Annotated in this window: 13 protein-coding genes; 10 read left to right on the top strand and 3 right to left on the bottom strand. The window is 41.7% G+C overall.

Going from position 1 to position 13,600, the window contains the following annotated elements; all coding sequences use genetic code 11:
• Window positions 1–15 precede the first annotated feature (15 nt).
• The 6 genes from H2672_RS17860 to nikC all read left to right on the top strand — a co-directional run bounded on the left by H2672_RS17860 (window position 16) and on the right by nikC (window position 6,970).
• Window positions 16–1,032: an ABC transporter substrate-binding protein gene (locus tag H2672_RS17860; RefSeq protein ID WP_186673632.1), complete on the top strand. Its 1,017-nt coding sequence runs from the start codon at window positions 16–18 to the stop codon at window positions 1,030–1,032.
• Between the two features lie 227 nt (window positions 1,033–1,259).
• The gene (locus H2672_RS17855) at window positions 1,260–2,282 is read left to right on the top strand and encodes an ABC transporter ATP-binding protein (protein ID WP_186673630.1); all 1,023 of its coding nucleotides are present in this window, start codon (window positions 1,260–1,262) and stop codon (window positions 2,280–2,282) included.
• On the top strand, window positions 2,254–3,267 hold the full coding sequence (locus tag H2672_RS17850) for an ABC transporter ATP-binding protein (protein ID WP_186673627.1): 1,014 nt from the start codon (window positions 2,254–2,256) through the stop codon (window positions 3,265–3,267). Before H2672_RS17855 ends, H2672_RS17850 begins: the two co-directional genes overlap by 29 nt.
• A complete protein-coding gene (locus H2672_RS17845; protein ID WP_186673626.1) occupies window positions 3,264–4,913 on the top strand; it encodes an ABC transporter substrate-binding protein in 1,650 nt (549 codons plus the stop codon). Before H2672_RS17850 ends, H2672_RS17845 begins: the two co-directional genes overlap by 4 nt.
• Window positions 4,914–5,024: 111 nt before the next feature.
• The gene (locus H2672_RS17840; RefSeq protein ID WP_186673625.1) at window positions 5,025–6,029 is read left to right on the top strand and encodes an ABC transporter permease; all 1,005 of its coding nucleotides are present in this window, start codon (window positions 5,025–5,027) and stop codon (window positions 6,027–6,029) included.
• 17 nt (window positions 6,030–6,046) lie between these two features.
• Window positions 6,047–6,970, top strand: a complete 924-nt coding sequence (nikC, locus tag H2672_RS17835) for a nickel transporter permease (protein ID WP_186673624.1) — start codon at window positions 6,047–6,049, stop codon at window positions 6,968–6,970.
• Window positions 6,971–7,020: 50 nt separating this feature from the next.
• On the opposite strand, the gene H2672_RS17830 is transcribed toward nikC, so the two are convergent.
• On the bottom strand, window positions 7,021–8,103 hold the full coding sequence (locus H2672_RS17830) for an FUSC family protein (RefSeq protein WP_186673623.1): 1,083 nt from the start codon (window positions 8,101–8,103) through the stop codon (window positions 7,021–7,023).
• Window positions 8,104–8,354: 251 nt separating this feature from the next.
• Window positions 8,355–9,659, bottom strand: a complete 1,305-nt coding sequence (locus H2672_RS17825; RefSeq protein WP_222439452.1) for a glutamate-1-semialdehyde 2,1-aminomutase — start codon at window positions 9,657–9,659, stop codon at window positions 8,355–8,357.
• A gap of 126 nt (window positions 9,660–9,785) precedes the next feature.
• On the opposite strand from H2672_RS17825, the gene bcp reads away from it, so the two are divergent.
• The 3 genes from bcp (at window position 9,786) to perR (ending at window position 11,796) form a co-directional block, all read left to right on the top strand.
• Complete coding sequence (bcp, locus tag H2672_RS17820) at window positions 9,786–10,262, top strand: thioredoxin-dependent thiol peroxidase (protein WP_186673622.1); 477 nt, start codon at window positions 9,786–9,788, stop codon at window positions 10,260–10,262.
• A gap of 14 nt (window positions 10,263–10,276) precedes the next feature.
• On the top strand, window positions 10,277–11,221 hold the full coding sequence (locus tag H2672_RS17815; RefSeq protein ID WP_186673621.1) for a D-2-hydroxyacid dehydrogenase: 945 nt from the start codon (window positions 10,277–10,279) through the stop codon (window positions 11,219–11,221).
• Between the two features lie 131 nt (window positions 11,222–11,352).
• On the top strand, window positions 11,353–11,796 hold the full coding sequence (gene perR, locus H2672_RS17810; protein WP_186673619.1) for a peroxide-responsive transcriptional repressor PerR: 444 nt from the start codon (window positions 11,353–11,355) through the stop codon (window positions 11,794–11,796).
• A 49-nt stretch (window positions 11,797–11,845) separates the two neighbouring features.
• Here perR and H2672_RS17805 read toward each other — a convergent pair whose 3' ends face one another.
• Window positions 11,846–12,226: a YgzB family protein gene (locus tag H2672_RS17805; protein ID WP_186673611.1), complete on the bottom strand. Its 381-nt coding sequence runs from the start codon at window positions 12,224–12,226 to the stop codon at window positions 11,846–11,848.
• A 126-nt stretch (window positions 12,227–12,352) separates the two neighbouring features.
• Here H2672_RS17805 and H2672_RS17800 point away from each other — a divergent pair, with 126 nt between their 5' ends.
• Window positions 12,353–13,216, top strand: a complete 864-nt coding sequence (locus H2672_RS17800; protein WP_186673609.1) for a nucleotidyltransferase-like protein — start codon at window positions 12,353–12,355, stop codon at window positions 13,214–13,216.
• Window positions 13,217–13,600: the final 384 nt, after the last annotated feature.

Below are 13,600 nucleotides of genomic sequence, written 5' to 3'. Positions count from 1 at the left end.
GTTGGAGGAATTTTGATGGGAAAGATAAAGTTTGGGCCACTAGCCTTGATCATGATTGTTGCCCTTTTGGCAATGCTTGGAGCATGTTCATCGTCAGATTTAGATGATGAAACTATGCAACAAAATGCAAAGAAAATATTAGTTTACGGACATAGCGGGAATTCCACAACACTAGATCCAGCGCATTTGAAAGAAGGGGATTCTAGCCATGTTACTGTCAATCTGTATGAGACGCTTGTCAATCTCAATGCGCTAGGCACGACGGTAGTTCCTGGATTGGCAGAAAGGTGGGAATCTAGTGAAGACGGTTTGACGTACACGTTCCAGTTGCGGAAAGACGTCAAATTCCATGACGATACAGATTTTAATGCAGATACGGTCATGAAAAACTTTGAGCGCTGGACTAACGGCGATGCAGAAGAGTTTCCTTACTACGGTTCGGTATTCAATGGTTTCAAAGGGGATGACAGTCGTATTATTGAATCGGTGTCGACTGACAGCGATGATAAAATAACGATCAAGTTGAATCACCCGCAAGTTTCATTCTTAAAAAACCTAACGATGAGTCCATTCTCGATTGTTAGCCCGACCGTATTTGAACAAAGTAATGAAGAATTCGAAAGCAATCCTATCGGTACGGGACCGTTTCAATATGTAGAGGGGAAACAGAATGAAGCAATTGTGGTTGTGAAATTCCAAGGGTATTGGCAAGAAGGATTGCCGGAGCTTGAAAGAGTCACCTTCAAGTCAATTCCTAATCATACTGCACGCTTGAATGCATTGATTGCAGGTGATATTGATTTAGCGGATAGTATTAATCCAACTGATAGAATGGAAGTTGCCGGCGATGCCGACTTACAATTTGTTGAACGTCCATTTATGGAAAACATTTATGAAGACGCACCTTCCATATTTACTGCCGATTCAACATCACTTTTCGGTGCGACAAAATACTTGCTAGATTTTTTCCCACAAGCAACAGGGTATGATGTGCTAACCCAAGTAGAATTCGAATTACCTATAGAAGATTGAAAAGCTATCCGATTAACCGGGAATTCCCTGGTTAGTCGGATAGCTTTTTTTAGCGAGAAATTAAAACGTTTCTTACTGTTGATAGGTTGTAGTATCTTGCATGAGCCATTGTCATTATAATAATATACAGAATAAATGTATTGCATTTATTCTGTATAATCGTATAATTAGAACGACCTATTAAACTTGAAATAATTAATTAATAGATTAAGAAAAAGGGTGATCTGATGGATGAGAGGAAAACTGTCCTCCAAGTAAAAGATTTACAGACGACCTTTTTTACTGATTCGGGGGAAATACCGGCTGTTGATCATATTGACTTTCACTTGCGTGAAGGAGAAATCCTTGGAATTGTCGGAGAATCCGGCTGTGGAAAAAGTGTAACATCCTTATCGATAATGGGGCTCGTACCAAAACCTCCCGGGAAAGTTGTCGGAGGCAATATATTATTTGGAGATAAAGACTTACTAACCTTGAATGAAAAACAGATGCGGCGCATTCGGGGAAATGATATTGCAATGATTTTCCAAGAACCGATGACATCGCTGAATCCATTGTTCTCAATTGGCAATCAAATGACGGAAGCAGTAAGGATCCACGAAAAAGGTTGGTCTAAGAAAAAGGCTGAAGGAAAAGCAATTGAAATGTTGAAACTTGTTGGTTTGCCTCGTGCAGAAGAAATGATGAGAGACTACCCTCACCAATTGTCGGGTGGAATGAGACAACGTGTAATGATTGCAATGGCGTTGGTATGTGATCCTAAAGTACTTATTGCTGACGAACCGACCACTGCTCTTGATGTGACGATTCAAGCGCAGATATTGAAGTTAATGCGGGAATTAAATACGAGATTAAATACGGCTGTTCTTCTCATTACACATGATTTGGGTGTCGTTGCAGAAACATGCGAACGTGTCATTGTCATGTACGCAGGACAAATCATTGAAGAAGCACCTGTTAAGATGATCTTCGATGATCCGCAGCATCCCTATACAAAAGGGCTAATTCAATCTGTTCCCGATATGCGCTTCAAAAAGGATAGGCTCTATTCTATTCCAGGCAGCGTGCCGAAACCCGGTTCGATTCAGCATGGGTGCAGGTTTGCAGCAAGGTGTGAGTTTGCATTTGACCGTTGTCTAACAGAAAACCCTGAACTATATGAAACATCGGATGTTCACCAGACTCGGTGCTTCCTATACGACAGAGAAGGGGTGGAACAGCATGACAACAAAGCCCTTATTGAAAGTTGAAGGTTTGAAAAAGTATTTCCCTATTAAAAAAGGAATTCTTGGCAGAACAGTCGGCCACGTTAAAGCGGTGGATGATGTATCGTTTTACGTGAACGAAGGCGAAACACTCGGGATAGTCGGTGAATCTGGATGCGGGAAATCGACAACGGGACGGATGCTCATGCGACTTCTTGAACCGACCGAAGGAAAAGTAGAGTTTGACGGTAAAGATCTGACGTCGTTATCTACGGAGGAAATGCGAAAAACAAGACGGGATATCCAAATGGTATTCCAAGATCCATACGCATCTCTGAATCCGCGTCATACTATTGAAAAGATATTAGAAGAGCCGCTCATTGTGCATGGTATGGATAATGCGAAAGAGCGGAAAAAGAAAGTGCATGAATTTCTCGAAATTGTGGGTCTGAGCGCCTATCATGCTAAACGCTATCCGCACCAGTTTAGCGGGGGACAGCGGCAGCGTATTGGAATTGCTCGGGCACTTATGACCAATCCGAAACTGATAATTGCGGATGAGCCTGTTTCGGCTCTTGATGTGTCAATTCAGTCTCAGGTGTTAAATCTAATGCAAGACTTGCAGAAGGAATTTAATCTCACCTATATTTTTATTGCTCACGATCTTGGGGTTGTTCGCCATATAAGTGATCGCGTTGGAGTCATGTATCTTGGGAAGATAGTAGAAATGGCAGACAGTGAGCAGCTCTATGCGAAGCCGCTTCATCCATACACGCAGGCGCTGTTATCAGCGGTTCCGGTACCTGATCCAGATTTCAAGAAAGAGCAGATTCTTCTTGAAGGGGATATTCCAAACCCGGCAAACCCTCCTAGCGGCTGTACGTTTCATACGCGCTGTCCGTATAAGATGGAAATTTGCACGAAAGTTACACCTAGGCTCATTGAGCATGATTCCGGTCATTCTGTCGCCTGTCATCTTTACAGTGAACAGGTAGACAATGATATAAAACAGTTGGAGGGGTCAATATGAGAAAAAAGAAGTTAGGCTTACTAGTACTAATGTTGCTTCTCGTTCTTTCGACAGCGCTAGCCGCTTGTTCGTCAGATGCTGGCGATGGTAAGAAGGAAGACGGTAAAAAGGAAGGTACTAAAACTGAAGGTACAAAAACTGAAGACGGTAAAAATGTGCAAGATACATTAGTGTTTGGACGCGGTGGAGATTCAACTTCACTTGATCCATCAAGGGTAACTGAAGGGGAATCCTTCAAAGTTACGGTCAACCTTTACGAAACGCTTCTGAACTTTGGGGAGCAGGATACGACGATTAACCCAGGACTAGCAACGGAATGGGAACCAAGTGAAGACGGTTTAACGTATACGTTCAAATTACGCGAAGGCGTCAAATTCCATGATGGAACTGACTTCAATGCTGATGCGGTCGTTAAAAACTTCGAGCGATGGGCAAATGGGGATGCAGAAAAATTCCCATATTATAGCTCAATGTTCGGAGGTTTCAAAGGTGATGAAGGACACGTTATTGATTCAGTTACAGCAGACGGTGAAAATACAGTCTTAATTAAATTAACACGTTCACAAGCGCCATTCCTTAAAAATATTGCAATGAGTATGTTTGCAATAGCAAGCCCAACTGCATTTGAATTAGGCGACGATCAATTCGAAAGAAACCCAGTAGGTACAGGTCCATTCAAGTTCGTCGAATGGAAACCAAATGAAACTATCACAATTGAAAAATTCGATGATTATTGGGATGAAGGACTACCAAAACTTAAAAAAATCATCTTTCAGTCATTTCCTGACAACTCTGCACGTTTGAATGCATTGATGGCTGGGGGTATCGATCTTGCAGATGGCATTAATCCATCAGACGGCAAATCAATCGAAGACAATGAAAAACTTCAATTATTTGAACGTCCATCTATGAACGTAGGCTATTTAGGTCTTACAGTAACGCGCCCTCCTTTCGATAAAAAAGAAGTGCGTCAAGCAATTAACTATGCAATTGATAAACAATCAATTATTGATTCGTTCTTCGAAGGACGTGCGAATGTCGCGAAAAATCCGATGCCGCCATCCATTTCAGGCTATAACGAAGATGTAGAAGGTTATGAATACAATCCTGAAAAAGCGAAAGAACTTCTGAAATCGGTAGGACTTGAAGATGGTTTCGAGATGGACCTATGGGCAATGCCGGTTCCACGTCCATATATGCCAGATGGTAAAAAAGTTGCTGAAGTCATTCAGAAAAACCTTGCGGATATAGGGATTACTGCGAAAATCGTTTCTCATGAATGGGCAACTTATCTTGACCTTGCAAGTAAAGGGGATGCAGATGCGTTTATGCTAGGCTGGACTGGGGATAACGGGGATGCGGATAACTTCCTATATACCCTTCTCGACAAAGATACTATTGGAAGTAACAATTATACGTACTATGCGAATGATAAACTCCATGACATTCTAATTGCGGCACAAACTGAAGTCGATGAAGAGAAACGGAATGAATTGTACAAAGAAGCACAGCTTATTATTCATGAAGATGCTCCTTGGGTACCACTGGCTCACTCAACGCCACTTCTTGGAGGAGCTAAGAATCTATCAGGTTTCGTTCCGCACCCAACTGGGTCGGATTTGCTTTCAAAAGTAGAATTCAAGTAAAAAAGTTGTTGTAAATGAATGGAAAGGGAGAGGTCATTTGGATTTCTCCCTTTTTCCTTTCATTAGATGAATACATATAAGCGGATAGTAGAGTTGGAGAGGTGAAAACTTATGCTCAGTTACATTGGAAAAAGAATGTTGCAGCTCATTCCTGTCCTACTTGGGATGACGTTTCTCGTATTTATGATTATTCGTGCAATCCCGGGTAATCCCGCACAGATGATTCTTGGACAACAAGCGACCAAAGAGGCAGTCGAAGCGCTGACAGTGAAGCTAGGTCTTGATAACCCTTGGTATATACAGTACTTCAAATACTTGGGTGATCTTTTTAAAGGGGATCTGGGTGAATCGATGAGAACCAGGGCTCCTGTATCAGATGAAATATGGCCTTATTTAGCAGCTACGTTTGAATTGGCACTGTTTGCCATTGTAATTGCGGTTATCATTGGTATCAATGCAGGAATTATCTCGGCATGGTTCCAAAATTCATGGTTTGATTATACGGCGATGATTTTGGCACTTGTCGGTGTGTCAATGCCTATCTTTTGGTTGGGGCTTATGGGGCAATGGGTTTTTGCTGTAGAAAATCCATGGTTACCGACTGGAGGGCGAGAGGAAGTACGAGATCCCATCAGCGCCATAACAAATCTTTATGTACTTGATACAATCATCCAAGGACGCTTTGACCAGTTATGGCAAGTTTTCCGTCACCTTATTTTACCTGGCCTGGCACTGGCGACAATTCCTATGGCAATTATCGCGCGGATGACCCGTTCAAGTATGCTCGAAGTAATGCGTTCTGATTATATTCGTACCGCTCGTGCAAAAGGGCAGAAAATGTTTTGGGTAGTTTATAAGCATGCGCTTAAGAATGCTATCATTCCAGTCTTAACAATTATTGGACTCCAAATGGGAATGTTACTCGGCGGTGCGATTTTGACAGAGACAATTTTCGCTTGGCCTGGCGTAGGACGTTATATTTACGATGCCATTGGATACCGAGATTATCCTGTCATTCAGTCATCAATTTTAATTGTTGCACTCTTCTTTGTAATGATTAACTTGTTTGTTGACTTGCTTTATAGTCTGATAGATCCGAGGATTAAATATGATTGAGGAAGGGGGAAGCACTTATGTCTGAATTTGTACCTAAAGCTGATGGAATCGCAAAAAATAAAGTTGTAAAAACTGCAGGACCTTGGCGCGAAGCTTGGAATGGCTTTAAAAAGAGTAAAGTGGCAGTTGCTGGTATGGGCATTGTTTTATTCTTTATCTTGCTGGCGGGATTCGGTTTTCTGGCGGAACAAGGTTTTCTTGGCTCGAACATTGGACTACAGGGCATTAACGACCAAAACTTATCGGATCGGCTTCTCCCTCCTTCCAGTGAATATTGGCTTGGAACAGATGATTTTGGAAGGGATATTCTTTCCCGAATTATCCACGGTGCCCGGATATCATTATGGGTTGGTTTCTTTTCTGTTATCGGATCGGTAGTTGTAGGAAGTGCATTGGGTATTATAGCAGGTTATTACGGCAGATGGGTTGATACGATTATTTCACGTGTATTCGACGTCATGCTGGCATTTCCATCTATCTTATTGGCTATTGCGATTGTTTCCGTACTTGGCCCGAATCTACAAAATGCACTTATTGCAATCGCAGTTATTAATGTGCCGAACTTTGGAAGGCTCATACGTTCAAAAGTATTAAGTATAAAAGAAGATGAATATATTACTGCTGCAAAAGGAATTGGAATGAAAGATGCGAGGATTCTGTTTTCCCACATCTTACCGAACTCTATGGCACCTGTAATTGTTCAAGGAACATTGGCAATTGCAACGGCAATCCTTGAAGCAGCAGCACTCGGATTTTTGGGACTTGGTGCACAAGCACCGATGCCGGAGTGGGGGAAAATGTTAGCGGATTCAAAAAACTTCCTTCATTCAGCCCCGTGGACAATGATTTTCCCTGGTATCGCAATTATGCTTACCGTACTGGGCTTTAACTTAATGGGTGATGGTTTACGTGATGCACTCGATCCTAAAATGAAGAGCTGAGAAAAAACGTCCTACACTCCGATGATTTCACCGGGGGGTAGGACGTTTTATTAATAGATTTCTTCGCTTAATTTCGTGTTCACTTTGTTATTATGATACTTCTGAAATAGGATAATCAGTTTGTCAAAGTGTTCAAGTTGTTCTTCATAATTAAAGATAGACGATAGGATATGAAGAAGATGATAGGCGGAAAACTCCTCTTCTTCCTTTGTAAGCGCGATTTCCTTTGCGAATATCTCCATTACTTCATGGCGCTGAATATATTCGTCATTTGGACTCATGCTTACTATGTCGGACTTAAGCTTTCCAACGAACTTCAAATGGAGCTGTTCGTGGTAAGTAAGCAAGGAATCCAAACGTTCCTGTACCATCATTCGGAAATGCTCCGGCAAGTCAATCAGTTCATTTTCAAACTGATGAAGCCTTTTTAACACATCGTAACTACTCTTTGAAGTAGCAACCATTTGTCTATAAACGACAAGTTTCCTCGCTTTGTTTCTAGTATTCTTTCTGAAGTAGCTACGTTCCTCTTTAAACAGTGTGTAAAGCTGATCCACTTGGGAAAGGCGTTCCTTCGATTTCGTCAGTGACTTTTTTGTTGCTATGTGATCGGACGCCTGTCTTCCAGCAAGGCGGGTCCAACGAATGATCTCGTCTTGTGCTTGGTGGATGGACTCAAATAATTTTGTTTCATATTTCGGTGGCATGAACAGCAAGTTCACAACGAAAGCAGCAAGAATACCGATAATCATCGTCAAAAATCTGAGCAATGCAAATGACAGGAACTCATCGCCTTTGATTTCCATTATGGCGATCATCACCACAAGCGCCATCGAAATTGATTTTTCAAGACCCAATTTAATCATGATTAAAATAATGATGACTGCGGCAAGTCCTATAAAGACAAGCTGATTACCGAATAACAGAACAAATAAAACTGCAACGACTGCACCTATCACATTACCTTGAATCTGTTCGATAATTGTTAAATAGGATCTATAGATAGAAGGTTGAATGGCAAAAATAGCCGCGATTCCCGCAAATAATGGATGCGGCATTTGTAAAAGCTCTGCTAGGAACAATGCGAACACTATCGCAATGCCCGTTTTAAAAATGCGGGCACCAAGTATCATAGGGTTTTATCCTTTCTAATCAAATACGCCTTGGCGTATTTGCGCCCAGACTTTTATCAAGCCTGCCCGATAAATTTCACTTAAAAGTCTGTGTCATCCGTCGGAGACTGTAACTTCATTTAGCTAGAGTTTTCTCTCTACCAAGTTGTATGCCTATTTTGCAAATTCCTATCATTTTATAATAGTAGGGGGCTTCCGCTAAATGAAGTTAAAGTTGTTTTTCGCTACTTTACCTTAACTATGCGGTGCGGTCAACCGTTTATAGAAGCCGCAAGCTCTTTGAATGAATGATCGACTGCAACGAGTGTATCCATAATATCTTTTTCAGTATGGGCGGTTGTTAAAAACCACGCTTCATACTTGGAAGGTGCAAGATTAATACCATTTTTCAACATCAGTTTAAAGAACTTGGCGAACACATTGCCGTCTGTAGCTTCAGCCTGTTCGTAGTTTTCTACTTTTACGTCTGTGAAGAATAGCGTAAGGGCTCCCCCAAGACGGTTTGTCGTTAATGTAATTCCGTGCTCTTTTGCAGATTTCACAATGCCCTCTTCAAGGATAGCGCCTAGACGGTCCATTTCTTCATAAATACCAGGCGTTTGAAGAACTTCAAGAAGAGCAATTCCTGCTAACATCGAAGCTGGATTCCCTGCCATTGTCCCTGCTTGATAAGCAGGTCCTAGTGGAGCGACTTGTTCCATAATCTCTTTTTTTCCACCGTAACCGCCAATTGGTAAGCCGCCGCCAATAATTTTTCCGAATGCAGTAAGGTCTGGTGTTAATCCGAGCAAATCCTGTGCACCCCCGTAGTGAAAACGGAATGCAGTAATTACTTCATCATAAACAATCAAAGCGCCTTTTTCGGCTGCGATATCGTGGACGAGTGGAAGGAACCCTTCTTTTGGTTCAACAATGCCGAAGTTCCCAACGATAGGCTCGACTAGAATACATGCAATTTGATCGCCCCATTTTTCCATTGCTTCTATATAAGCATCAGGATCGTTAAATGGAATCGTAATCACTTCTTTAGCAATTGATTCTGGTACCCCTGCCGAATCAGGGGTACCTAATGTTGCGGGGCCGGAACCTGCTGCAACAAGTACAAGATCCGAATGACCATGGTAGCAGCCGGCGAATTTCATGATTTTTGTTCGCCCTGTATAGGCACGGGAAACTCGAATTGTCGTCATGACAGCTTCTGTCCCAGAGTTTACAAAGCGTACTTTATCCATTCTAGGCATTGCTTCCTTCAACATTTTTGCAAACTTCACTTCATGTCGAGTAGGTGTTCCATATAACAGACCTGTTTGCGCAGCTTTAACGATTGCTTCAGTGATATGTGGATGGGCATGCCCTGTAATGATTGGTCCATATGCGGCAAGATAGTCGATGTATTTATTGCCGTCAACATCCCAGAAGTAAGCACCTTCTGCACGTTCCATTACTGTAGGAGCACCGCCACCAACTGCGTGGTATCCGCGCGATGGGCTATTTACCCCTCCTACGATATGCTCGCAAGCTTCATTATAGATTTTTTCTGAATTCGTTCTGATCATTTCAATTCCCCCGTTCAATTCATTACCCTCTCTATTCTAAACAAAATGGGGCAGATAGCCAAAGAATTTGAAACTAAAGGACGCATTCTGTACGATTAAGGAAAGAATATATTGGAGGAATGGAAAATGACGACACTTGAAGGTATGCAGGCACCCGAGTTTACATTGCCAAATGAGAACGGTGAAATGATTTCACTAAAAGACTACGCGGGTGAAAAGTATGTTGTTCTTTATTTTTATCCGAAAGATTCAACGCCTGGATGTACGACGCAAGCTTGCGATTTCCGCGATGCGTATGAAGACTTCAGCAAGTTGAATGCAGTAGTTCTTGGGGTTAGCCCAGACGGCGCAGCGTCACATGAGAAATTCATAGGAAAACACGGATTGCCATTTTCCCTTCTTGTTGATGAAGAACACACAGTTGCTGAAAAATATGCTGTTTGGAAGTTGAAGAAGATGTTCGGTAAGGAGTATATGGGTATTGAGCGTTCGACATTTTTGATTGATCCAACGGGGACGGTCGTTAAGGAATGGCGAAAAGTGAAAGTGAAAGGGCATATAGAAGAAGCGCTTGCGACACTAGAGCAACTAACGAAGCCTTGAGAGGGGAATGAGTAATGGAAGTACTATTTACATTTGATATGAAGAAACATCAAGAACGGGGGCTAGTTACAAAGTTCCCTGAAGTGACATTTCATTTCAATAAAAAGCCGGCAGACATAGAAATCCAAACAGCATCAATTATCGTGACATATGGCGGTGATGTAGACGCTGCGCTACTCGACAAAGCGAAAGCGTTGAAATGGATTATGGTTGCGTCGGCTGGCGTTGAAAAAATGCCGCTTGCTGAAATAGCTGAGCGCAACATCGTCATGTCAAATGTGCGTGGTATTCATAAAACACCGATGGCGGAATCCGTTCTCGCACATATATTATCATTGCAGCGGTCATTACCGCTTATTGACGAAAGGCAACGATCAAATGAATGGAATCGGAAAGTAGGTTCCATTGAATTAAAGGGGTCGACCGCACTTATCTTAGGACCTGGCGCAATTGGTTCTGAAATAGGACGCTTACTTCAAGCGTTTGGTGTTACGACAATTGGTTGTAACAGATCGGGTAGGGCATGTGAATCGATGGACGAGACTATAAAGTTTGAAGCTTTACTAGATAGAGTGGGTGAAGCAGACTTCATTATTTCTGTTTTACCAAGCACGCCAGAAACAAAAGGGTTACTAACTGAAGGGTATTTCAAGGCCATGAAGGATAACGCGGTTTTCATGAACTTCGGTCGAGGAGACCTGTTTGCTGAACCAATCCTGATAGCTGCATTGAAAAGTAATGAAATCAGGCATGCGGTGCTCGATGTATTTGAAGTAGAGCCGCTACCTGCTGATAATGAACTATGGTCACTTGGAAATTGTACGGTATCACCACATGTTTCAAGTCTTTCCGGGAAGTATGTTGAAAGGGCCCTCGTTATTTTCGAAGAAAACCTGGGCAAGTGGCAACAGGGCAAGCGAGATCTGCTGAACTTGATTGACATGAATCTTGGCTACTAAATTGGAACTATATGAATAGACAAAACTGATGCGGTTCGAACAGCGATTTAGTTGACATATGCACCCTGTTTTAAGTACACTAATGATAATAATTATAAAGTGAGAATCTTTATGGATAGAGGTGCATAGCGATGTCAGAAGTTAGATTGAAAGGCGCGCTGGACACATTGAAAAAAAGTGGTGTCAGAATTACGCCGCAAAGACATGCGATTTTAGAGTATCTTATCTCTTCTGAGTCACATCCAACGGCCGATGATATATATAAAGCACTCGAAGGTGATTTTCCTAACATGAGCGTTGCAACAGTATATAATAATCTTCGTGTGTTCCGAAATGCGGGACTCATTAAGGAACTTACGTATGGAGATGCTTCAAGCCGTTTTGATTTTGTGACTCACGATCACTATCATATCATCTGTGACGAATGCGGAACGATTGTTGATTTTCATCATCCAGGACTAGAAGAGGTTGAGCGCTTAGCTGCTCATGTAACAGGATTCAAAGTGAATTCACACCGTCTAGAAGTATATGGTACATGTCCGTCATGTGTTTCAGGCGTAGCGAATACTAAATAAAAAAAGCGTCCGATACTCCTTCCAGTGAAGGTTGTATCGGACGCTTTTTTTATTCCTTCGAATTCTCTTTTACTGCAGTAGTTTTGCTCTTCGTTCTATTATAAGATTCGTCAAACTCTTTACCTTCTAATGAAGGGTCAAGTGTGAGTGGTTCTCGGCAATGCCCGCACATGTCGACGCGTCCGAGCATTTTCGTATGTTTGCCACAACTAGGACAGACGATTTGAGTGGCTCGCGTGGATAGAGATCCAATCCAAGCATAAACAATCGTACTGCTTAGGATGGCAAGAACGCCAAGAAACATGAATATGAGCATAACAATCTCGTATTTCCTGAAGAAAATCCCGATATACATAATGACGACCCCGGCAAATACTAAAGCAAGGGCGAATGACCGGATCCTATTTATCTTATTTTTATAGGGTTTCATCCAACGTACCTCCTTGATATATCCTCAATTACTATATCATATATTTTGTTTTCTACGTTATTTAACCTTCTTAATAAAGGATATCCTAGCCTCTTCGTCGAAAGGAAATGGCAGGGAGGTGTGTTAGTGGAACAAGTATTAAGACCAATTTATCAGGAGCGGGCAAGTTTTCCGGAGACACTTGGTGTCATTCTTGTAGAAAAGAGAGGGAAAGAGGATCCGATTACAGATACATTCGATGCAATCCTCCTCATCATTACCGCCGACGATGAAATCCCTGTCTTTACGAAACATTACACAGACGGAAATGAGAAAGCTGCAATGCATATAATTAGTGAGAAGCAATTGCGGAAGTGGTTAGTTCTTGGTTCAAAGCGGAAAGTTGTAGATTGGTTATATTACGGAAAGGTCTACTTCGATCGAAATGAGTTCGTTGAAAGACTTAGAATGGAATTGCAGGAGTATCCTTTTGGTGGACGGGATATAAAAATGGGCCTAGAGTTTTCGAAACTTGTAAGAGGATATATGGAAGGTAAAAAGTTTTTTGAAGAAGAAAACTACATGGATGCTTATCATCACGTAGTTAAATCTCTTCATCATCTTGCGAGGCTTGCGGTTATTGAAAACGGATTAATTCCAGAAGTGATGGTATGGTCCCAGGTGAAAAAGGTCGACCCGGCAATTTATAAACTATATGAAGAACTGATTATGAGTGATGAGCCTTTAGAAAAAAGATTAGAACTATTGTTTCTTGCGAGTGAATTTTTCATTCATAATCGGACAGCTGATGGTGCGCGTCATATTAGAGACGTCATGGCGACTCAAGAGCTATGGACGATTCAGGAATTACATGAACACGAAGAGATCAGCATGTATTCAATTGACCTTGAAGTGTTTATTGAATTTCTGATTGATAAAGGATTCATTCTCGTGGTTCAGAGTGATTCGAAAAATGAATTGATCTTCCACAGGGACTATAGAGTAGTATGACTGGCAACAGGGTAATAGGGCGATTTAAATTCGTCCTATTAATCTAGTTGACAAAAGAGTGTGGAGCATGTTATTATAATTCTTGTCGCTTGGGAGGCAAAGCAAATAGCCGCTTGAGAGATGAAATAAAAGTTGGGAAAAGAAATTGAAATTAGTTGTTGACACAAAATGCACGAAATGTTATGATATAAAAGTTGTCACCGAAACAACGACAACGAATAAGTGAGGAACGAAACATAACTCCTCGCCAAATGAACCTTGAAAACTGAACAGCAAAACATCAATGAAATACAGCGAGAGTGCTAACGCACTTGAGCAAAACGTTTCCAATTAAACTAACTTCGGTTGGTTGAAAAGAAACACACACAAGAATCTTCGGATTCA

It is taken from the genome of Sporosarcina sp. BP05 (genome assembly GCF_014282005.1).
Taxonomy (GTDB): Bacteria; Bacillota; Bacilli; order Bacillales_A; family Planococcaceae; genus Sporosarcina.
The sequence above is the reverse complement of the archived record's forward strand: the minus strand, read 5'-3'. Positions and strand labels throughout refer to the sequence as shown.

Excerpts from the sequence above, each read along its gene's own strand:
- H2672_RS17860 (WP_186673632.1), top strand. The coding sequence starts at position 16 with ATGGGAAAGATAAAGTTTGGGCCACTAGCCTTGATCATGATTGTTGCC.
- H2672_RS17855 (WP_186673630.1), top strand. The coding sequence starts at position 1,260 with ATGGATGAGAGGAAAACTGTCCTCCAAGTAAAAGATTTACAGACGACC.
- H2672_RS17850 (WP_186673627.1), top strand. The coding sequence starts at position 2,254 with ATGACAACAAAGCCCTTATTGAAAGTTGAAGGTTTGAAAAAGTATTTC.
- H2672_RS17845 (WP_186673626.1), top strand. The coding sequence starts at position 3,264 with ATGAGAAAAAAGAAGTTAGGCTTACTAGTACTAATGTTGCTTCTCGTT.
- H2672_RS17840 (WP_186673625.1), top strand. The coding sequence starts at position 5,025 with ATGCTCAGTTACATTGGAAAAAGAATGTTGCAGCTCATTCCTGTCCTA.
- nikC (WP_186673624.1), top strand. The coding sequence starts at position 6,047 with ATGTCTGAATTTGTACCTAAAGCTGATGGAATCGCAAAAAATAAAGTT.
- H2672_RS17830 (WP_186673623.1), bottom strand. The coding sequence starts at position 8,103 with ATGATACTTGGTGCCCGCATTTTTAAAACGGGCATTGCGATAGTGTTC.
- H2672_RS17825 (WP_222439452.1), bottom strand. The coding sequence starts at position 9,659 with ATGATCAGAACGAATTCAGAAAAAATCTATAATGAAGCTTGCGAGCAT.
- bcp (WP_186673622.1), top strand. The coding sequence starts at position 9,786 with ATGACGACACTTGAAGGTATGCAGGCACCCGAGTTTACATTGCCAAAT.
- H2672_RS17815 (WP_186673621.1), top strand. The coding sequence starts at position 10,277 with ATGGAAGTACTATTTACATTTGATATGAAGAAACATCAAGAACGGGGG.
- perR (WP_186673619.1), top strand. The coding sequence starts at position 11,353 with ATGTCAGAAGTTAGATTGAAAGGCGCGCTGGACACATTGAAAAAAAGT.
- H2672_RS17805 (WP_186673611.1), bottom strand. The coding sequence starts at position 12,226 with ATGAAACCCTATAAAAATAAGATAAATAGGATCCGGTCATTCGCCCTT.